Origin of the sequence: Flavobacterium sp. MFBS3-15 (genome assembly GCF_026107645.2) — a bacterium.
In the GTDB taxonomy this organism is placed as follows: Bacteria; Bacteroidota; Bacteroidia; order Flavobacteriales; family Flavobacteriaceae; genus Flavobacterium.
Genome location: NZ_JAPCHV010000002.1, coordinates 205339 through 224833 on the forward strand (window position 1 = coordinate 205339; position 19495 = coordinate 224833).

Sequence of the window (19495 nt, forward strand, 5' to 3'; positions counted from 1 at the left end):
GAAGATGCTTTCGAAATTGCAAGATCATTTATCAAAAAACCTCCCGTTCTTAAAAGACAGCAAACTCCTTGTTGCGGTTTCGGGTGGTCTAGACAGTATGGTTCTTGTACATCTCCTTCAGCAACTGAATTACAACATTTCAATAGCGCATTGCAACTTCAACTTGCGTGGAAATGAGAGCGATGGCGATGAGGAATCCATTACACAATATGCTAAAGAAAATAGTTTTAATTTTTTTGTAACCCGCTTTGATACAAAAAGTTTCGCGTCTGATAATAAACTATCAATTCAGGTAGCGGCAAGGCAGTTGCGTTATCTTTGGTTTGACGAATTATTACGCGAAAACAACCTTGATTACCTCCTCACCGCACACCATCTTGATGATTCCATAGAGACTTTTTTAATCAACCTGACCCGCGGGACAGGGCTTGATGGGCTGAAGGGTATCCCGCAGCAGAATGGCAACATCGTGCGGCCGCTGCTTCCTTTTACCCGTGATGAGATCCTGGCCTACGCCAAAGAGAATAATATACAATGGCGCGAGGACAGCAGCAATGCTTCCGACAAATACCTGCGCAATAAACTGCGGCACGATGTGGTTCCGTTGCTGAAAGAGCTTAATTCCGGTTTTGCAGATTCTTTCAGGCAGACGCTGGAGTATCTCCAACAAGCGCAGTCATTGGTTGAGGATGCGTCAGTATTGATCTACAAACAGGTGGTTTCCGAAAAGGAAAATCAAAAGCATTTTGATATTGTACAATTGAAACGACTGCCCAACTACAGGGCTTATCTGTACCAATGGCTCAGTCCGTTTGGATTTACTGCATGGGACGATATTTATGCACTTGCTGATGCTCAATCGGGAAAGTATATTCTGTCGCAAAATTTCAGGCTGTTGAAAGACAGGGCAGTACTCATACTGGAACCGCTTTCGCAAGAGAAAGATAAAGTTTTTGAGATTGCCGAAAGCCAACATAAAATTGATGATCCCATAAGTTTGACCTTCTCAAGAACTCATGCAATCAATGAAAATACAACAAAAAAAACTGTTTTTGTTGATAATCAATTAATAAAATTCCCGTTAATTCTTCGTAAATGGAGTGATGGTGATTACTTTTGCCCTACTGGTATGAATGGGCAACGGAAGAAAATCTCTAAATTCTTTAAGGATGAGAAATTCAATCTTAGCGAAAAGGAAAATACCTGGCTGCTGTGCTCCGGAGAAGATATTTTATGGGTGGTGGGCCACCGTGCCGATGACCGTTTTAAAGCAACAAAAACAACAAACATAATTTTAAAAATAGAAGTTTTATAATAATGAGAAAATTAGCATTCACCTTATTCCTGCTATTTGCTTTTGTAACTTCATGGGCTCAGGCACCCGATAAGCACCCCGTAAAATGGACTTCGAAGATCGAAAAGAAGTCGGATAACGAATATGTAATTACCCTCGACGGCGTCATTGAAGACAAGTGGCATGTATATTCTCAGTTTACCCCGGATGGTGGCGCTCTTCCGCTGGAGATTACCTTTAATAATGATAAAGGTAATTTTGAAGCTGTTGGCAAGGCAGAAGAAAGCCCGTATGAAAAGGCTTTTAATAAAACTTTTGGCGTAGACGAATATTTTTGGAGCCATGAAGTACAGTTGAAACAGACAATTAAGACAACCAATGCTGACAACAACCTTGTGCAGCTTGATTTATTTTATCAGGTTTGCAAGGAAGTGTGCATACAAGGAAATTTCTTTTTTGAATATGACCTGAAAAACCTTACTGCTAAAGAGGTTAAGCTGTTCAGCGACCCAACAACTGCCGCTAAAACCGAAACGCCAAAAAAGGCTGAGGAGGTTACGCCTGCCTCCCCAACAAAAAAGGCTAAGGATGGCGATAAAGGTATCATGACAATTTTCATTGTGGCATTCTTTTCGGGGTTTGCGGCACTGCTTACCCCATGCGTTTTCCCAATGATCCCAATGACGGTAAGCGTGTTTACCAAAGCAAGTAAAACAAGGGCTCAGGGCATCCGTAATGCCATATTTTTCGGACTATCCATCATCATCATATATGTATTGTTGGGTTCGATAGTTACCGCAATTTTTGGGGTAGACTCGCTCAACAGGCTATCTACGAATGTGTGGTTTAACCTTGCCTTTTTCGCATTGCTTGTATTCTTTGCCATATCATTTCTTGGAGGGTTTGAGATCATGCTGCCCAATTCATGGGCAAATAAAGTAGACCGCCAGGCCGATAGGGGTGGATTTGTAGGGATATTGTTCATGGCCCTTGCCCTGGCAATTGTTTCTTTCTCATGTACAGGCCCTATCGTGGGTACGCTTCTTGTGGAAGCTGCATCGAAAGGCGGGCTTGCACCGGTGATTGGGATGGTAGGGTTCTCATCAGCTCTTGCCTTGCCGTTCATGCTGTTTGCGATGTTTCCGGGCTGGATGAACTCCCTGCCAAAATCGGGCGGGTGGCTCAATACGGTTAAAGTATCGCTTGGTTTCCTTGAACTGGGGCTTGCATTTAAATTTCTATCCAAAGCCGATCTTGTTACACAATCGCACTTGTTGGAAAGGGAAATATTCCTTGTAATATGGATTGCCGTATTTGGCGCATGGGCTTTATACCTTTTCGGGAAACTGGTACTGCCACACGATACTCCTGTATCTTACATATCGGTCGGAAGGCTGCTTACAGGCCTGCTAGTGCTTTCGTTTACCATTTACCTTATTCCCGGACTTTGGGGTGCGCCATTAAAACTGATCAGCGGATTTCCACCACCATTGCGCTATAGCGAAAGCCCAGACGGGGTGGGCAGGATCAATGTAAGCGGAAGCCTGCCGGAGGGAGCAAAGCTGGTTGGTAAAGACATCATGGCATTTGAAGATTATGATAAAGGACTCGCTTACGCCAAAGAAGTAGGAAAACCGGTAATGATCGATTTCACCGGGTATGGTTGCGAGAACTGCCGTAAGATGGAAGATAATGTATGGTCTGATGACCGTATCCATACCATCCTGAAGGACGAGGTTGTGCTGATATCACTTTATGTAGACGCTACCGAAGAACTTCCTGAAGCCCAGCAATACCGGTCGGAAACAACCGGAAGGAAAGTAAAAACCGTGGGTAACAAATGGTTTGAATTCCAGGTGAAGAAGTATGGTGCTGCCGCACAGCCCTTGTATGTTGTAATAGACCATGAAGAGAACAACCTGAACGAACCTGTAGGCTACACTCCCGATGTAGAAGAGTACCTGCAATGGCTGAAGGACGGTGTTTCCAAATTCAATAAATAAAAATCAGGGCGCAATTAAGCGCCCTTTTTAATATCTATATTTCATTGATAAGCTTGCGTGCCGCCGTCTGCACCGGGTCCCAAACTGGAGAAAAGGGTGGGGCATAGGACAGGTCGAGGTCGATGATGTTTTGCAATGTCAGGTTGTGGGTGAGCGCCGTCGCCAGTACGTCGATGCGTTTGGCCGCGCCTTCCTCGCCTATGATCTGCCCCCCGAGCAGCCTGCCGCTATTCTTTTCAGCCAGCAGTTTAACGGTTATGTCTTTTGAGTTGGGGTAATAATGAGCCCTTGTCTTGCTGGCAATAATGCCTGTTACGTAATCAATCCCCAGCTTTTTGAGTTCCTTTTCCTGTAGCCCCGTGCGACCGATTTCGTAGCTGCACACCTTACACACTGCTGTGCCCACACCGCCCGGGAAGAGCAGTTTTTCACCTGCAATGTTGCTTCCTGCCACCAGACCCGTTTTATTGGCCAAAGTGCCCATGGCAAAGTATACCTGCTGCTTGCTCACCAGGTGCAGTGTTTCGGTACAGTCGCCAGCGGCCCATACATCGGGAATGTTAGTCTGCATGTGGGCGTTTACCTTTATGGCACCTTTTACGCCCAACTCGATTTTCGACCCTTTCAGGAATGCCGTATTAGGTGATGTTCCCATGCCCAGCACCACAATGTCTGTTGGGATGGATTGCTTGTTGGTTACCACGGCCTTAATGCAGTTGCCTTCCAGGTCAAAGGAAACCAGTTCTTCACCCAGGTACAGCGTAACGCCGAGTTTCCGCATGGCATCCGATACGATCTCGCCCATATCGGGGTCGAGGGTATTCATCACCTGTTCGCCACGGTTTATAAGGCTCACTTTTAATCCCCGTATGAGCAGTGCCTCCGCCATTTCCAGCCCAATGTATCCACCGCCTATTATAACTGCGGTTTTGGGTGCCACATCCTCAATATATTTCTCGAGGTTAATACCACTTTTGAGTGTCGAAATACCAAAGATGTTTTCGGCATCATAGCCCTTTATGTCGGCCGGGCAATACGCTTTCCCGCCTGTGGCAATCAATAGCTGGCCGTAGTCCTGCCAAAATTCCTCCTGCTTTACTTTGTCCTGTACCCTGATGCGCTTTTTGTTGGTATCCACCTCAAGTACAAGGTGGAGGGTACGCACATCGATGTTGTATTTGTCCCTGAAGGTTTGCGGCTTGCGTACGATGAGCTCATCCACAGTCTTAACCGTTTCGGAAATATAATAGGGTATCCCGCATGCCGAGTAGGAGGTATATTGCGATTTTTCGAACACGATGATCTCGCGGTCGGGCTGTTCGCGGCGTACTTTTGAAGCTGCCGACATCCCGGCAGCATCGCCACCAATTATTACAAGTGTATCACTAATCATATTTATGTATTTTTTTTTGTACCGAACGTGCTGTTATACCATGTATAAGTACAGAGAAGAAAATTGTAGCTATCGTCAGTGAAATTAGTGTTTTAGCGTCATCAAAGTTAGCAGCGCTAAGGGCATAAGCCAGGTAATATATGGAACCGATTCCCCTCATGCCATAAAATGACAACGAAAAACGCTGAAAGCGGTTAAGGCCGGTTCCTAATAATGCTATATAACCTGCGACCGGCCTTATAACTATTACCATTGTTAAGGCTACAATAAGTAAGGGCAAGACCAGAAGCTTATCGTAGTGCATGGCTATAAAAACACCGGTAGCAATAAATATGAGCGCTACAACAAAACTTTCAAGTTCTTCATTAAAATCGTGCAGGTTGTTCATGTGTTCAACATCTTTCTCGAAATTGCTGAATATGCAGGCTGCAAAAAAAACGGCAAGGAAACCGTATCCACCCAAAATTTCGCATATTGCATACGGAAGCAAAACCAGGGCAAGCGATAGCACCCCCCGACTGATCCTGCCGATTACATGACCCATTGTAATTGAAAAAATTGCTTTATAGAGTAACCACCCACATCCGAGCCCTGTGGTAATGCCTATAGCTATTTTAAGCAAAAAGTAGTGCAAAAACCAATTACTTAACCAGTCAGTATAGTCTGGGCCACTGGTTGCAAAAAGTATGGCGAACCATGTAAAAGGAAAAGCGAGGCCATCATTAATCCCTGCTTCAGAGGTAAGCCCAAGCTTTACTTTGGATGTATCCTCTTCACCGGGATCAGATGTTTGCAATTCACTTGCCAGTACCGGGTCGGTAGGAGATATTAAGGCACCAAAGAGCATTGCCGTAGCAGGCGCAAAACCCATTACCCACCAGCCTAATATTCCCGCAGCAAGAATAGTGAAAGGCATGGCTATGAGCAATAAACGGAAAGAATATTTCCATGTTGACCATTTGAAAGGGTATTTTATGCGCAACCCTGCATTGGCAAGGGCCACAAGGACTACAAATTCAGTCACATGCTCAATTTCTTCCAGTTGCTGCAAAGGCTTTATAACCTTAGCCCCTAAAGCCAGGCAAGACACTATACCTATAAAAATATAGATTATCGGTGGCGATATGTACATTTTTTTTAACAACGGAGGTACTACTGCGGCCAGTAACGCAACAATTCCTGCTATGAGAAGCAGCAAAATATGGGGATTTGATTTTAGAAATTCAGGCATGATTGTAAGTTAAAAAAAACAGCCGGAATGTTGCGTATTCCGGCTAAAAATAAATAAACAGGTTTAGTATAATTACTTCAATATGTACTGGCTGAGAATCTGGTACACCTCGTTGATGTTGTTGTCCTTGCCAAATTGCTTTTTGATCGGCACGCTTTCGCCCCGCACCCATATTTTCAGCTCGGCATCAAGGTCGAGCAGGCCGGCGCTCTCCTTGGAGAATTTATTGATATTGGCATAAGGAATCGAAACATAATCTACCTTGCTGCCCGTAATGCCCTGCTTGTCGACCAAAATGAGCCTTTTATTAGTAAACACGAACATGTCGCGTATCAGCTTGTATGCCTTTTCGATGTTCTCTCCCTGTATGAGTATCGGTTTGAATTCGTCCCTGATCTTATCGATAGATACCTCAGAGGCATTGCCCAGTATGGCGTTGAATAATCCCATTTTGCTTTGTTTTTGGTTGAAGAGGTTAAATTATAAAAATGTTTTCAAACAAGAATGCGTCTTTGCTAAAATTTATGACGGTGTTATTAGAAAATTTTCTTTACTTTCACGTTTAAAATTTTCTATATGCTGATAAAAGTTTTCGGGAGTGCCGTGTTTGGGGTAGAAGCCACTACCATTACCGTTGAAGTGAATGTTGATAAAGGTGTGGGCTACCACCTGGTAGGGCTTCCGGACAATGCCGTCAAGGAAAGCAGTTACCGCATTGCCGCCGCGCTCAAGAACAACGGCTACGCGATGCCGGTAAAGAAATTCACCATCAACATGGCACCCGCCGACCTGCGCAAGGAAGGCTCAGCATACGACCTCACATTAGCCGTAGGGATTTTGGCAGCCACAGGGCAGATAAAACCCGATGATGTGGATAAATACATCATCATGGGCGAACTCTCGCTCGACGGCAGCCTCCAGCCCGTAAAAGGCGTATTGCCCATTGCCATCAAGGCTAAAGAGGAAGGCTTTAAAGGCTTTTTCCTGCCGAAGCAAAATGTAAAGGAAGCCGCCATTGTTACCGGATTGGACGTGTACGGTATAGAGAATGTAAAGGAGGTCATCGACTTTTTTGAAGGTCGCGGGACTTTGAAACCTACCGTCATCAACACCCGTGAGGAGTTTTTTAAAACCCTTGACTTCCCCGAATTTGATTTCAGCGATGTTAAAGGACAGGAAAGCATCAAACGATGTATGGAAATTGCCGCGGCTGGTGGGCACAACATCATCCTGATAGGGCCGCCCGGCGCGGGTAAAACCATGCTCGCCAAGCGCCTGCCAAGCATACTGCCGCCCATGACCTTGCGCGAAGCACTCGAAACTACCAAGATACATAGTGTTGCCGGAAAGATAAAGAATGTAGGCCTGCTTAACCAAAGGCCGTTCAGGAGCCCGCACCACTCGGCAAGTAGTGTATCGCTGGTAGGAGGAGGGAGCTTTCCGCAGCCGGGAGAAATTTCGCTGGCCCATAACGGCGTGCTGTTCCTTGATGAGCTGCCCGAATTCAAGCGGGAGGTGCTCGAGGTGATGCGCCAGCCTTTGGAAGATCGTGAAGTGACCATCAGCCGTGCAAAGTTTACCATAACCTACCCGTCGTCATTCATGCTGGTAGCGAGCATGAACCCAAGCCCTGGCGGGTACTTTAACGATCCTGACGCGCCGGTAAGTTCCTCGCCACACGAAATGCAACGCTATTTAAGCAAGATTTCGGGTCCACTTTTAGACCGCATTGACATCCATATAGAGGTTACGCCCGTACCGTTCGAAAAACTGTCCGACAACCGCAAGGCAGAAAGCAGCGTGGCCATCCGCGAACGTGTAACAAAAGCCCGGGAGATACAAACCGAACGCTTTGAGCAGTTTGAAAACATACACTATAACGCCCAGATGAGCACCAAGCAGATACGCGAGTATTGCCAGCTTGACGAGACATCACTGCAATTATTAAAAACAGCCATGGAACGCCTTAACCTTTCAGCACGTGCATATGACAGGATTTTGAAGGTGTCGCGCACCATTGCCGACCTGGAAGGCGTGGATAATGTACAACCACACCACATATCCGAAGCGATACAGTACAGGAGCCTGGACAGGGAAGGGTGGCTTGGATGATTATTTCAGATTTTTGATTTCAGATTGAGCTACACTCGGTCGTCAATGCTGTAAGTTTAAAGATTTGAGTGAAGTTCAATCTGAAATCTACATTCTGAAATCTGAAATTAAAATTACTAAGCGACAACTTCCGCAATAGCCTCATTGGAAAGCAGTTCGAGTAATGATTTTTCCTGGGCGTTGAGTTCACCTTTTAGTGGTTTATCGTCACATTTGTACTTGGCTATGCTTCCGTTCTCAAATGCAGCTATGACAGTTGGGTGAACATAATATTTCCTGCATACCGTCCGTGTATTGCCCAGCTTTTCAGCCACGGAATCCAACACGGCTACAATTTTCTTCTTGCAGTCAGACTCGCTTACGAATTCGCCGCACTCATGGAAAGCACAGAGGGCATTAAGGCTGCCGGCCCACGCACGAAAATCCTTTGCGGTAAAGTCCTCTCCCGATATTTCCTTAATATAGCTGTTCACATCTCCTGAGCCGATAGTATGGCGCCTGCCTTCATCATCCAGGTACTGGAACAGTTCCTGGCCGGGTATATCCCTGCATTTCTTTACAAGGTTGGCCATGCGGCGGCTTTGCAGCTTAATTTTGTGCTTTACGCCTTTTTTGCCTACAAATTCAAAATTGACTGTAGCACCGTCAAATTTTACGTGTTTATCGCGAAGCGTTGTCAGTCCAAAGGAACCATATAATTTTTTGTAGGCATCATTGCCAATACGGATGTTGGTAAGTTCAATCAGCTTTACCACAAGGGCAATAACTTTCTCATACGGCAGTCCTTTGCGTGCCAGGTCCTTATCCACCTGTTCGCGAATATGCGGCAGCGCTTCGGCAAACCTCCGCAGGCGGAAGAATTTTGATTGGTTGCGTATCTTGTTCCAATGCGGGTGGTAGCGGTATTGTTTACGGCCTTTCGCGTCGATTCCGGTAACTTGCAGGTGGCCATTTTCAAAGGGCGATATCCAAACATCGTTCCAGGCCGGGGGAATTACCAGTTTTTTAATCCTGTCAAGCGTATCCTTGTCTTTTACCGTTTTTCCTTCTTCATCTGCATAGTAAAAGCCGCTGCCCTTCCGTTTCCTGTAAAAGCCTTTATCTGACTTTAGAGAATAGCGAAGTCCAACGGCTTTTGCAGTTATTTTGGGATCGCTCCCTATTTTTTCGAGCTTTTGCTGTAACCGGTTCATGACTGCTGCCCGGCCCTTCCTTTAATGGTCATGTCGAGTAGTACCTTTGCGGCACTATTCTCGTTGTAAGCGCCGGGGCTTGCTACAAACACGCCTTTTTCGCCATCCTTCGACTTGATCCCATATACGGTAGCCTCATCGCCCGGATCGCTTTCGCCCTCATAGCGGTAAATATGCTCGATGGTAAAATCTTCGCAATGGTTTTTAATGCGCTCCTCTTCAAGATTGAAGTCGGTCGTATAACCCTTTTCGTTCAGGTCCTGTAACGCCTTCGATACGGTGGCGTAATGATACATCTGTCTGTCCATGATTTCTTTGATTTATGTTAGCTGTTTTATTTAATTTAAAGTTACCCAATACAATCTTCTTATTACGCCAACGGATTGTTAAGGTTTTTCTTAAGGTTTTTGTAAATTTCAGATTTCAGATTGAGCTTCCCCGGGAATGGCTAGTGACAAGGTTTAAGGGAATGATTGGTAAATCTGAAATCTAGAATCTGAAATCTGAAATAATAACGTACTTTTGCGCCAGCAGGCCGCCTTATCGCGTTCTAACGAGCGAGGAAAGTCCGGACACCAGAGGGCAGCATAGCGGGTAACGCCCGTCACCGTGGTTTGCAGAGCCGCGGGAGGACAAGTGCAACAGAAAGTATGTACAGGTCATGCTGTAGTGAAACCAGGTAAACTCTATGCGGTGAAATGCCATGTATACCGGCTATATGTAGGGCGGCCCGCCCGATGCCGGGGGGTAGGCAGATTGAGTGCTTGCAGTAATGCAGCATCCAGATAAATGATAAGGACCCCGCGGGGGTACAGAATCCGGCTTACAGGCCTGCTTTATTTTTTATGAATCCAAAAGAAGTATCTTATTCTTTAACTACTTTCTTAGTTATTATTTCATTGCCCTTTTTTAATTGTAAAAAGTAAATTCCTTTACTTAAAAAACCAATGTCAAAATACTCTTCACTTGTTACACCCGAGAATACTTGCTGTCCAAGTCTGTCATAAATTGTGATACCATACTTATCATACTCCTTCGACCAGTAAATTTTTCCGGAAGTCGGATTCGGGTAAAATAATGTTCCCGGTATGTCATCAACCGTTATAGCTTCTGAACCAAGTGTTGAACTATTGAGATAAATACTTGTACGGCCAATAAAATAATAGCTTGTCGCTATATCCGGTTTGCCGTCATTATTAAGATCTGTAATATCAATATCGCGGGAGAGACTGGGTGTTTCCCCCAAATTGTCAATTTCAACTTTGGTGTATGTACTTCCGTTATATATAAATGCTATAAGTTCTTCGTCAAATTCTCCTCCATAAGAACGGATTGAAACACCTACTATATCATTGTATCCATCGCCATTGATATCACTTACCGAAAATGTATCTAAGCTTTCTATTCCTATTACGGATGGAGATGTAGAAAAAGTGCCATTAGTATTCATTATTCTATGAACACCATAGGGACTATATTGGTATGTGGAAGAGGTGATAATATCCAAATAGCTATCGTTATTCAGGTCAGCTAACTTTATTACTTCTGTAGACATCGTTGCTATATAACTCACTGTAAATAAGCCATTACCCAAATTAATACATAAATGTATGCGCGAAGTATCATCAGAAACAGAAACAATATCGATATCACCATCATTGTCAATATCCCCAGCGGCTATAGCGCTTGGCCTAAAGCCGTAAATGGATGTTGTAATATATGTGATTTGCTCAAAATTAAAGTTTCCTGAATTAATAATTTTTCCTACTCCAAGTTGGGGTGATGTAAAAGTTACAAGTATATCCTGCTTTGCATCATTGTTAATATCAGAAATTTCAACATCAACTGGATATGAAGTAAAATTTAACGTATTTACAAGAGAAAATGATGCATCTCCCATATTTCGGTAAAGATCTATTTTGGTAGTTGAGAACGCAATTATATCTGTAAAGCCATCATTATCTAAATCTGCAATTTCTATTTTTTGGGCGTAAATGTCATTGAATATATTTGTCAGTATTTTATTGGCGGAAAAATTTCCATTTCCCATGTTCTTATTCCAAACTAATGTTCGGTAACCTGACAAAATATCATTAAATCCGTCATTATCAATGTCAAATATACGTATTGCAGATGTTGCTCCCAAATATATATCCAGTATGTTTTCCTGATAATTGTTTTCAGGCTGGCTATAGGTAAAATAAGATATTTTGCATTTATTTGATTGATTATTTGTAAATGAGGAAACAAAAATTTCTAGTATCCCGTCATTATCTAAATCCTCGGTAAGTAATGTTTTAGCTCCTGTAAACTCATTTGTTATGCTTGTCAGGGGATCAAATCCATTGCCATTATTTTTATTAATACCGATTCCAAAGCTATTTTTGGTGACAATATCAATGAGGCCGTCACCATCTGTATCTTTTACAATTATCATTGATGGATTACTCGGGATATTATCGATTATAATGTCCCCGTCAAAAGTTTCACCCCCCTGGTTTAATATGGCGCTTAACTTAGCCTCCCCTGAATTATAAATAAGGTCTGGATAGCTATCATTATTAATATCTGCAAAATCTATTTTTTCATTATAAACATAGGCATTGATCTGGATTGGTTGTGAAAAGTTGCCATTGCCATTGTTTTTATTCCAGTAAATATTATTAGAATAGTTTAAAAGCGTGATGATTTCTGGTAAATTATCATTATCCAGATCCTTAAGCATTACTTTTTTAACATTATAATTAAACTCGCTGATCACATCTTTATCCTGGAAAGTGCCATCTCCGTTATTGATATACAAAACCACCTGCTGGTCATTATATATCCCGGCAATAATATCCTGGAAACCATCATTATTTACATCCGTGGTTGCTAAAGATTGCGGACTGTCTACAGATGCCCCAACAATTATTTCTGTAGAGAAATTGTCATTTCCAAGGTTTTGATACCAAACTATTTTATCATCAAACTGGCTGGCAGCAATTATATCAACAAGCCCGTCATTATTCAGGTCTGTAGCATGTAAACTTTTAGGAATATTTAAATCTTCTGATATTAGAAGTGGCTTGCTGTGATATAAATCCCCATTTACATTCTTATACCAAATAATATTATTGGCATAATTGGATGAAATGATCATTTCTTTAAAACCGTCATTATTGAGGTCGGCGCTAATTACATCCGTAATATCTGAAGGAGCATAATCCCTGCTAAAAAGTATATTTTCAGGTTCAAAACCAATCTGTGAAAATGCAATTGAAAAATTCAAAATCGTAATAATCGTAATAATCCTTTTCATGTTAATTTGTTTCATTATCCTTGTTCTCCACCTCAAAAAACGTAAAAATACTCCCGCCATACTTTTTCTCAAACGAAAAATGCTCTAAATGGTTCAACGGGGTATGCTTGGAATGCTCAATAATCATCATGCCACCCTCATTAAGCAGATTATTTTCAAATACCTGGTTTACCACGCCCTCGAATTCCTTTTGGGTGGAATTGTAGGGTGGGTCGGCGACAACAATATCGTAGGTCGATTTATGCCCGCTCAGGAACTTGGACACGTCGCTTTTTACGGCAGAGATGTTGAAGTCAAAATCCGCTGCCGTCTGCTTGATGAATTTGATGCATCCGAAGTCGGCATCCACAGCCGTTATCGCTGCCGCGCCGCGCGACCCGAACTCATAGCTCAGGTTGCCCGTGCCGGAGAACAGGTCGAGCACTTTCAGGCCTTCAAAGTCGAACCGGTTGTTCAGGATATTGAACAGCGATTCTTTCGACATGTCTGTTGTTGGCCGTACAGGCAATCCTTTGGGCGGGCTTATCCTGCGGCCCTTGTATTTTCCGGAAATGATCCTCATGAGTTGAATAGTATAAAGTGTTCCAGCGCTTCCTGTTGGGTTTTGCCCCATTTTTCCTGTAATGCCGAAGTATCATATAATGCAAGGTGCCTTATATACGTATAGGCCAGATGAAAGCACGGATGGCTTTCGTCAATTTTCCCAATCAACTGTACCCGGGCCGTTTCGGGGTTCAGGAACAGCTGCTCCATGGTAAACAGGAGGTAGTACAAAATGTCCTCCGGTGTTTTATATTCGAACGAATTGAACAGCAAAAGCTGTTGGTTGCGCACCACTACAATCTCAAAGTGAGTTTCCTTTACATGCACAAAAACCTGCTTCTCATCAATATTTCTCGAAGCATCTAACAAACTGGTTACAAGCACGCTATTTACGTTCTTATAATCAAATACTCCAAATTGGTCGATAAGGAAATTATTCACATTCATCAGGGGTACATACACATTGTTCAGCTCATAGCTGCCTATGGCATCGAACGCGAAAAAATCGGTTTCAAAAACCTTGGTGTTGTATTGCAGGTAGCTGCCCAAAAAGTTTTCATCAAACAGCGCACCGGGTACAAAGGTGTTGAAGCTGTTGTCGTGCAGCACCACTATCTCATCGTACGGACGGGTAAGCTGCGGGTGGTTCACGAACGCCTTCCAAAGCTCCTCCTCAATGGGGCTGTACTTTGAAAACGCTACTGATTTAAAGCTTGTCACCTCCCAGTTGAGCGTATCGAAACAACAGAATGACATGCCGTTTTGAGCAATCTGCAATGTGAGTTTCTTGTAATTTTTAGCGGTAATGGTTTCGTTCATCTGGCAACTGTGGTTGGGTTACAAATTTACATTGTTTTGGTTAGGGTTTAGCCACGAATTGCACGAATTACGTCAATTTTATAATTGCTTTTCCCGACTTTGATAAATCAATCCGTGAAAATCCGCTCGATCCGTGTCATCCGCGTTGCTTTAATTTGTGAAATTGGTGTAATTCGTGGCTAAAATTTTATCTTTGAAAAATGAATCCCACCGACTTCTACAAACTTCTCCGCAGGAAATTCCCATTCAATCCTACCGTAAAACAGGACATTTTCCTGCAAAAGGCGGCCGAGTTCATTACAAGGGATGATGACAGCCTTTTTGTACTGAAAGGCTACGCCGGTACAGGGAAGACCACAATTATTTCCACCATAGTAAACCATTTGGCGGATGCCCAAAAAAAGTATGTGCTGCTGGCGCCCACAGGCCGCGCTGCAAAAGTAATTGCTGGCTATTCCAATAAGCCCGCTTTTACCATCCATAAGCGAATCTACTTTCCTAAAAAGGGGAGTGGCGGCATGGTTGGGTTTACCTTGCAGCAAAACAAGTTCGTCAATACTATCTTCATAGTCGATGAAGCCTCTATGATTTCCGACAGCATCCAGGAGTCAAAGATGTACGAGAATGGCTCCCTGCTGGACGACCTGATGTCCTATGTGTATTCAGGAAAAAATTGCCGCATGATACTCATTGGCGACACCGCACAGCTGCCGCCCGTGAACTCCGACCTGAGCCCGGCATTGGACATTGAGTCGCTTGCGCAAAATTTCTTCCGGGACGTTCAGCACATCGAACTGGATGAAGTAATGCGCCAGGAGGAGAATTCGGGCATACTCTACAATGCAACCGAACTGCGGGAACTGCTCAAGACCGCATTTTTCGACGCATTCCAGTTTAAGCTGAAGGGCTTTAAGGACATCATCCGCCTTGTGGACGGGTATGACATACAGGATGCCATTAACCATGCCTACAGCAATTACAGCATTGAGGATACGGCTTTCATAGTGCGGTCCAACAAGCGCGCCAACCAGTACAACCAGCAGATACGCACCCGCATTTTATCGCGCGAAAGCGAACTTTCTGCCGGCGATTACATGATGGTCGTAAAGAATAACTATTTTTGGCTTGACGAAAAGAGTGAGGCCGGGTTCATTGCCAATGGCGACATTATCGAGGTACTGGAAATTTTCAGGATAGAAGAGCTGTACGGTTTTAAATTTGCTAGGGTAAAAGTCCGCATGGTCGACTATCCCGACGCAAAGCCGTTAGAAACCATACTGCTACTGGATACCGTGGAGAGTGAATCGCCATCGCTCACCTATGAAGAGTCCAACCGCCTGTACAATGAAGTGATGAAGGATTACGAAGGCGAGCCGCAGTATCGCAAGTTTGTAAAGGTAAAGAACAACCCGCATTTCAATGCGCTGCAGGTTAAGTTCTCCTATGCCATTACCTGCCACAAGTCGCAGGGCGGACAATGGAACACGGTTTTCATAGAACAGCCGTACCTGCCGGAAGGAATAACAAAGGATTACATCAGGTGGCTGTATACGGCCATTACAAGGGCAAAAGATAAATTATATTTGATAGGGTTTAAGGATGAGTTTTTTGAATAGCCTCACCCCAGCCCTCTCCGAAGGAGATGGAGCAGCTACACTCAGACACAAAAAAACGTTGACAAATTAATAATAACACAATAAGACACCCTGCTCCAACAGTGTCCTCTCCTTTGGAGAGGAGTCAGGAGAGGCCTATATGACCATGAAAACAATAGCCGTTATACCCGCACGATATGCAAGTACCCGCTTCCCTGCCAAGCTGATGCAGGACCTGGGGGGCAAGACCGTAATAACCCGAACCTACCAGGCAGCGCTCAATACAGGGCTGTTTGACGACGTGTTTGTTGTAACCGACTCTGATATTATTTATGACGAAATCGTGTCTAATGGCGGCAAGGCCATTATGAGCGTAAAGGAACACGAAAGCGGCAGCGACCGCATTGCGGAGGCCATAGAAAACCTCGACGTGGACATTGTGGTCAATGTGCAGGGCGATGAGCCGTTCATCAATAAAGAGCCGCTGGCCGACGTGCTGGAGGTTTTCAAGGGCGATGCTGCCCACGAGATTGACCTGGCCTCGGTAATGATGCACATCACTGATTGGGATGATATTGAAAACCCTAATAATGTGAAGGTAATAGTTGACCAGAAGAATTTTGCGCTGTATTTTTCACGCTCGGTAATACCTTACCCGAGAGATAAGGAAGCGGGGGTGCGGTACTTTCGCCACATAGGCATTTACGCGTTCCGCAAGCACGCGCTGCTGGATTTCTACAAGCTGCCCATGAAGTCGCTGGAGGCTACCGAAAAGCTGGAGCAGTTGCGTTACCTGGAATATGGTAAAAAGATAAAAATGGTAGAAACCGCCCATGCCGGAATAGGCATCGACACGCCTGAAGATTTGGAAAAGGCGAGGAAGATGCTGAAAGGTTAGAAATTTTTGCCACGAATTACACGAATTTCACCAATTAGACAGGGTAAATAGTAACAGTCTAAATTTTGCTGAATTAAAAAATTAACCACATAGGTACATAGCTTTTAGCGGTCGGGTACAGAATGTAATTAAGTGACACAGAGTGTGAAGCTTCGCTTCACTATGTTTTAACTATATGCGCTTTTAGACTATCAAGAGTTATAAAACCTATGTACCTATGTGGTTAAATGAATTTTTAGATAGTCGCTTACTGCAATTTGTGCAATTCGTTGCCTAAATAGTTATTATTTAGTCGCGAACATCTCAGCAATCAATTCATACGAACGCTTCCTGTCGGCAAAATCATCAGCCCAAGTGGCAATCATGATCTCATCTATATTATAATCTTCTGCCAGTTGGCTTAGCTTTTTATGTACATACTTTGGCGATCCGGCAATGAAGCGGTTGCGGTTGTAGGCAATGCGCGCACGCTGTTGCATGCTGTAGTCCATGGCTTTGATTTCTTCGAGTGAAGGCAGGTCGCCCGTAGCACCCATCTCAATGTGGAGCATGCGGTAGTCGAACTCCGTTATCCAGTCCTCAACCTTTTGGTCGTCTTCGCTGCAAAAGGCAAATATGCCCACATTCACTTTCGGTTCCTGCAATGCTGCCGACGGCTTGAAGCTGTCACGGTAAATGGCTGCTACTTCCGGCCCGCCGAAGGGGTTGATGAAATGGGCAAACGACAGCGCCATCCCGAAATGGGCTGCAAACTGTGCGCTGCCCCCGCTTGAGGTCAGTATCCAGAATTCGGGCAATATTTCCGGGGCAGGGTAGGCTTTTACCCTTCCTTCCGAAGCCTCGGTGCCGTCCCCGCCAAGATAGGTTTGAACATCTTTCAGCTGCTGGAAAAAATCTTTCTCGCTAAAGGTGTTGGATGGGTTGAGCAGGTGGGCCGAAAGCCTGTCGCCGCCCGGCGCACGCCCAATCCCAAAATCGATGCGCCCCGGGAAGAGTGTAGATAAAAGTCCGAAGTTCTCGCTCATTTTCAATGTGCTGTGGTTGGGCAGCATGATGCCCCCGGACCCTACGCGGATGCGCTCCGACCTTGAGGCAAGGTAGGGGATGAGCACCTCGGGGGCTGTACCAGCGACTAGCTTGAAATTATGGTGCTCACTGACCCAATAACGTTCAAAGCCCAGCTCGTCGGCCAGCTGTACGAGTTTGCCAGAATCGGCTAAAGCTTGTGCCGCAGTACTGTTACGTGCCACCTGCGACTGGTCGAGCACGCTTATTTTTATATTTTTCATGTAGATGCAAAAACTGTATCCTGCAAAGTTACAGATATGATTTGGATTTTACCGCTATGCTTTAGGTTAGTAGGTACCGGGGCGGCACGCAAAATAAACTACTGCATCAGTATAAAGGAATTTCATACATTTGGATATGAGAACACTTACCCTGCTATTCGCCTGTTTCCTGCTGTTTTCCTGCGCCGACAAACCTGTTTCCGATGCGACCGTCGTGGGTGTTATCCCTTACAAAGGCATCAGCAGTGAAAAAGTAGCTATGCTCAGGCAATCCATTACGGAATATTATGGCGTGGAGACAAAATTACTGCCTGAAGCAGTCCCGACCAAAACGGCATTCGTAAATATAAAATCGCCACGCTACCGCGCTGACAGCCTCATTGCCCTACAGCAGCGATCTATGCCCGAAGGCGTAGATTATGTAATGGGGCTGACCGAAAGCGATATTTCGGTTACCAAAAAAGATGCTGATGGCGCCGTAAAAAAACCGGAATGGAAGTACAACGACTTCGGCATCATGGGGCTGGCATACTGCCCCGGGAAAAGTTGCATCATTTCAGGTTTTCGCCTAAAGCATAAGGACAGGGAGGTGCATTTCGGGCGGTTCAAAAAGGTAGCGATACACGAACTCGGCCATAATTTTGGCCTGCCCCATTGCCCAAATAAAAAGTGTGTAATGACCGATGCTGTGGAAAAGATCGCCACCATTTATAATGCACAGCCGGAATTGTGTGAAGATTGTAAAAAGAAGATATTGTAAAGGCAATGCCCAACACAATTAATTTAACCACATAAATACATAGGTTTTAGAAAGTTCTCAAAACAGCGTGAAACATAGTTGAAGCATCGCTTCATACTATGAGTAACTTTTAGCCACAAACCAAAGCCTACGTACCTATGTGGTTAAAATTAGGGAATAATAGAGGACTAATATTTTCCGCTCAGCAGCGCCCCGCCCATAGGCACCTTCGTCTCAAGCCCTAATTTCTTTAGCATTTCATACGTAGTACAAACCGCTGCCGAGGTTACGGGAATTCCGATCTCTTTCTCAATGGCATCAATGGCTTCCAGCGATGGCATTTGCACACATGCCGAAACCACCAGTACTTCAACGCCTTCAAGGTTCAGCCTTTTGTAAATATCCAAAAGGTTCATAGGGTCCTGTGCCGCGACTTCCAGGTTGTCAGGAATTTCAAGTGCAATGGAATCTACCACTTCAAAGCCCTGATGCTCGATGTAATCAACAACAAGCTGTGTAAGCGGCTTCATGTAGGGAGTGATCACCGCTACTTTTTTCGCGCCAAGCACTTTCAATCCGTTAATTAATGCACCCGCGCTGGTCACAATAGGGGTGGGGCAGTCATTCTTAACGGTCTCCTCATGCAGGTTCGTTTCCGATACGCAGTGGTAGCCGCGACCCATGCTCATGATGGCAACAAGGCAGGCATAGCCCATTACGTCTACGCGGGCATCGCTAAGCTCCTGTGCACATTTCAGGCTTTGGGCATCCATGGCCTCCAGTTCCTCCTTGGTCACTTTCTTCATGCGCATGCGGCTGGAGTGGAAGGTAAACCTTTCCGGCGCAATCGTCTCGCGCGAACGCAGCAGGGCCGGTATCTCCGTTTCCATGGTAATATTGGAGCTCGGCACGATCTGGCCAATTCTGTATGTTTTTTTCATTGTTTATTTTAAATTCCAAGTTCCAAAAGCCAAATAACAAACAAATTCCAATTCCTAAATTCAAAATTTCAAACCTCTGCTACCGTTCTCTAAGATTGGAATTTGAGATTTGGAGCTTGTTTGGAATTTGAGATTTGTTATTTG

Annotated in this window: 16 protein-coding genes and 1 other RNA gene; 7 read left to right on the forward strand and 10 right to left on the reverse strand. The window is 44.5% G+C overall.

Features of this window, described 5'->3' with window-relative positions; all coding sequences use genetic code 11:
• Positions 1-4 precede the first annotated feature (4 nt).
• The gene (gene tilS, locus OGH69_RS02980; RefSeq protein WP_265173104.1) at positions 5-1315 is read left to right on the forward strand and encodes a tRNA lysidine(34) synthetase TilS; all 1311 of its coding nucleotides are present in this window, start codon (positions 5-7) and stop codon (positions 1313-1315) included.
• Positions 1316-1317: 2 nt separating this feature from the next.
• Positions 1318-3297, forward strand: coding sequence for a protein-disulfide reductase DsbD family protein (locus OGH69_RS02985; protein WP_265172952.1), 1980 nt, complete (start codon positions 1318-1320; stop codon positions 3295-3297).
• A 34-nt stretch (positions 3298-3331) separates the two neighbouring features.
• Here the strand turns inward: OGH69_RS02985 and OGH69_RS02990 are convergent, their stop codons facing one another.
• The 3 genes from OGH69_RS02990 to OGH69_RS03000 form a co-directional block, all read right to left on the reverse strand.
• Positions 3332-4690: an FAD-dependent oxidoreductase gene (locus OGH69_RS02990; RefSeq protein ID WP_265172953.1), complete on the reverse strand. Its 1359-nt coding sequence runs from the start codon at positions 4688-4690 to the stop codon at positions 3332-3334.
• Positions 4683-5921: a cation:proton antiporter gene (locus tag OGH69_RS02995; protein ID WP_265172954.1), complete on the reverse strand. Its 1239-nt coding sequence runs from the start codon at positions 5919-5921 to the stop codon at positions 4683-4685. Before OGH69_RS02995 ends, OGH69_RS02990 begins: the two co-directional genes overlap by 8 nt.
• A gap of 72 nt (positions 5922-5993) precedes the next feature.
• Positions 5994-6371, reverse strand: a complete 378-nt coding sequence (locus OGH69_RS03000) for a PH domain-containing protein (RefSeq protein ID WP_265172955.1) — start codon at positions 6369-6371, stop codon at positions 5994-5996.
• 126 nt (positions 6372-6497) lie between these two features.
• Here OGH69_RS03000 and OGH69_RS03005 point away from each other — a divergent pair, with 126 nt between their 5' ends.
• Positions 6498-8033 (forward strand): YifB family Mg chelatase-like AAA ATPase, encoded by a 1536-nt coding sequence (locus OGH69_RS03005; protein WP_265172956.1) that lies wholly within the window; start codon positions 6498-6500, stop codon positions 8031-8033.
• A gap of 116 nt (positions 8034-8149) precedes the next feature.
• Here the strand turns inward: OGH69_RS03005 and OGH69_RS03010 are convergent, their stop codons facing one another.
• Complete coding sequence (locus tag OGH69_RS03010; protein ID WP_265172957.1) at positions 8150-9226, reverse strand: DNA topoisomerase IB; 1077 nt, start codon at positions 9224-9226, stop codon at positions 8150-8152.
• The gene (locus OGH69_RS03015; RefSeq protein WP_265172958.1) at positions 9223-9534 is read right to left on the reverse strand and encodes a hypothetical protein; all 312 of its coding nucleotides are present in this window, start codon (positions 9532-9534) and stop codon (positions 9223-9225) included. Before OGH69_RS03015 ends, OGH69_RS03010 begins: the two co-directional genes overlap by 4 nt.
• 219 nt (positions 9535-9753) lie before the next feature.
• On the opposite strand from OGH69_RS03015, the gene rnpB reads away from it, so the two are divergent.
• Positions 9754-10068: RNase P RNA component class A (rnpB, locus tag OGH69_RS03020), an RNA gene on the forward strand.
• Between the two features lie 23 nt (positions 10069-10091).
• Here rnpB and OGH69_RS03025 read toward each other — a convergent pair.
• The 3 genes from OGH69_RS03025 to OGH69_RS03035 are packed head-to-tail and all read right to left on the reverse strand — an operon-like array spanning position 10092 to position 13889.
• Entirely contained in the window at positions 10092-12527 is a 2436-nt protein-coding gene (locus tag OGH69_RS03025) for a T9SS type A sorting domain-containing protein (RefSeq protein ID WP_265172959.1), read from the reverse strand.
• Between the two features lies 1 nt (position 12528).
• The gene (rsmD, locus tag OGH69_RS03030) at positions 12529-13089 is read right to left on the reverse strand and encodes a 16S rRNA (guanine(966)-N(2))-methyltransferase RsmD (RefSeq protein ID WP_265172960.1); all 561 of its coding nucleotides are present in this window, start codon (positions 13087-13089) and stop codon (positions 12529-12531) included.
• Positions 13086-13889: a DUF3822 family protein gene (locus tag OGH69_RS03035; protein WP_265172961.1), complete on the reverse strand. Its 804-nt coding sequence runs from the start codon at positions 13887-13889 to the stop codon at positions 13086-13088. Before OGH69_RS03035 ends, rsmD begins: the two co-directional genes overlap by 4 nt.
• Before the next feature lie 200 nt (positions 13890-14089).
• On the opposite strand from OGH69_RS03035, the gene OGH69_RS03040 reads away from it, so the two are divergent.
• Together OGH69_RS03040 and kdsB are read left to right on the forward strand one after the other, a co-directional pair.
• Complete coding sequence (locus OGH69_RS03040) at positions 14090-15505, forward strand: ATP-dependent DNA helicase (RefSeq protein WP_265172962.1); 1416 nt, start codon at positions 14090-14092, stop codon at positions 15503-15505.
• Between the two features lie 145 nt (positions 15506-15650).
• Positions 15651-16382 (forward strand): 3-deoxy-manno-octulosonate cytidylyltransferase, encoded by a 732-nt coding sequence (gene kdsB, locus OGH69_RS03045; protein WP_265172963.1) that lies wholly within the window; start codon positions 15651-15653, stop codon positions 16380-16382.
• Positions 16383-16666: 284 nt separating this feature from the next.
• Here the strand turns inward: kdsB and OGH69_RS03050 are convergent, their stop codons facing one another.
• Positions 16667-17671: an LLM class flavin-dependent oxidoreductase gene (locus tag OGH69_RS03050; protein ID WP_265172964.1), complete on the reverse strand. Its 1005-nt coding sequence runs from the start codon at positions 17669-17671 to the stop codon at positions 16667-16669.
• Positions 17672-17807: 136 nt separating this feature from the next.
• Here OGH69_RS03050 and OGH69_RS03055 point away from each other — a divergent pair, with 136 nt between their 5' ends.
• Positions 17808-18431 (forward strand): matrixin family metalloprotease, encoded by a 624-nt coding sequence (locus tag OGH69_RS03055; protein ID WP_265172965.1) that lies wholly within the window; start codon positions 17808-17810, stop codon positions 18429-18431.
• 167 nt (positions 18432-18598) lie between these two features.
• On the opposite strand, the gene OGH69_RS03060 is transcribed toward OGH69_RS03055, so the two are convergent.
• On the reverse strand, positions 18599-19351 hold the full coding sequence (locus OGH69_RS03060; RefSeq protein ID WP_306354345.1) for a maleate cis-trans isomerase family protein: 753 nt from the start codon (positions 19349-19351) through the stop codon (positions 18599-18601).
• Between the last annotated feature and the right edge of the window lie 144 nt (positions 19352-19495).

What these genes read in the sequence shown, in the direction of transcription:
- tilS (WP_265173104.1), top strand. Translation starts at nt 5, where the DNA reads ATGCTTTCGAAATTGCAAGATCATTTATCAAAAAACCTCCCGTTCTTA.
- OGH69_RS02985 (WP_265172952.1), top strand. Translation starts at nt 1,318, where the DNA reads ATGAGAAAATTAGCATTCACCTTATTCCTGCTATTTGCTTTTGTAACT.
- OGH69_RS02990 (WP_265172953.1), bottom strand. Translation starts at nt 4,690, where the DNA reads ATGATTAGTGATACACTTGTAATAATTGGTGGCGATGCTGCCGGGATG.
- OGH69_RS02995 (WP_265172954.1), bottom strand. Translation starts at nt 5,921, where the DNA reads ATGCCTGAATTTCTAAAATCAAATCCCCATATTTTGCTGCTTCTCATA.
- OGH69_RS03000 (WP_265172955.1), bottom strand. Translation starts at nt 6,371, where the DNA reads ATGGGATTATTCAACGCCATACTGGGCAATGCCTCTGAGGTATCTATC.
- OGH69_RS03005 (WP_265172956.1), top strand. Translation starts at nt 6,498, where the DNA reads ATGCTGATAAAAGTTTTCGGGAGTGCCGTGTTTGGGGTAGAAGCCACT.
- OGH69_RS03010 (WP_265172957.1), bottom strand. Translation starts at nt 9,226, where the DNA reads ATGAACCGGTTACAGCAAAAGCTCGAAAAAATAGGGAGCGATCCCAAA.
- OGH69_RS03015 (WP_265172958.1), bottom strand. Translation starts at nt 9,534, where the DNA reads ATGGACAGACAGATGTATCATTACGCCACCGTATCGAAGGCGTTACAG.
- OGH69_RS03025 (WP_265172959.1), bottom strand. Translation starts at nt 12,527, where the DNA reads ATGAAAAGGATTATTACGATTATTACGATTTTGAATTTTTCAATTGCA.
- rsmD (WP_265172960.1), bottom strand. Translation starts at nt 13,089, where the DNA reads ATGAGGATCATTTCCGGAAAATACAAGGGCCGCAGGATAAGCCCGCCC.
- OGH69_RS03035 (WP_265172961.1), bottom strand. Translation starts at nt 13,889, where the DNA reads ATGAACGAAACCATTACCGCTAAAAATTACAAGAAACTCACATTGCAG.
- OGH69_RS03040 (WP_265172962.1), top strand. Translation starts at nt 14,090, where the DNA reads ATGAATCCCACCGACTTCTACAAACTTCTCCGCAGGAAATTCCCATTC.
- kdsB (WP_265172963.1), top strand. Translation starts at nt 15,651, where the DNA reads ATGAAAACAATAGCCGTTATACCCGCACGATATGCAAGTACCCGCTTC.
- OGH69_RS03050 (WP_265172964.1), bottom strand. Translation starts at nt 17,671, where the DNA reads ATGAAAAATATAAAAATAAGCGTGCTCGACCAGTCGCAGGTGGCACGT.
- OGH69_RS03055 (WP_265172965.1), top strand. Translation starts at nt 17,808, where the DNA reads ATGAGAACACTTACCCTGCTATTCGCCTGTTTCCTGCTGTTTTCCTGC.
- OGH69_RS03060 (WP_306354345.1), bottom strand. Translation starts at nt 19,351, where the DNA reads ATGAAAAAAACATACAGAATTGGCCAGATCGTGCCGAGCTCCAATATT.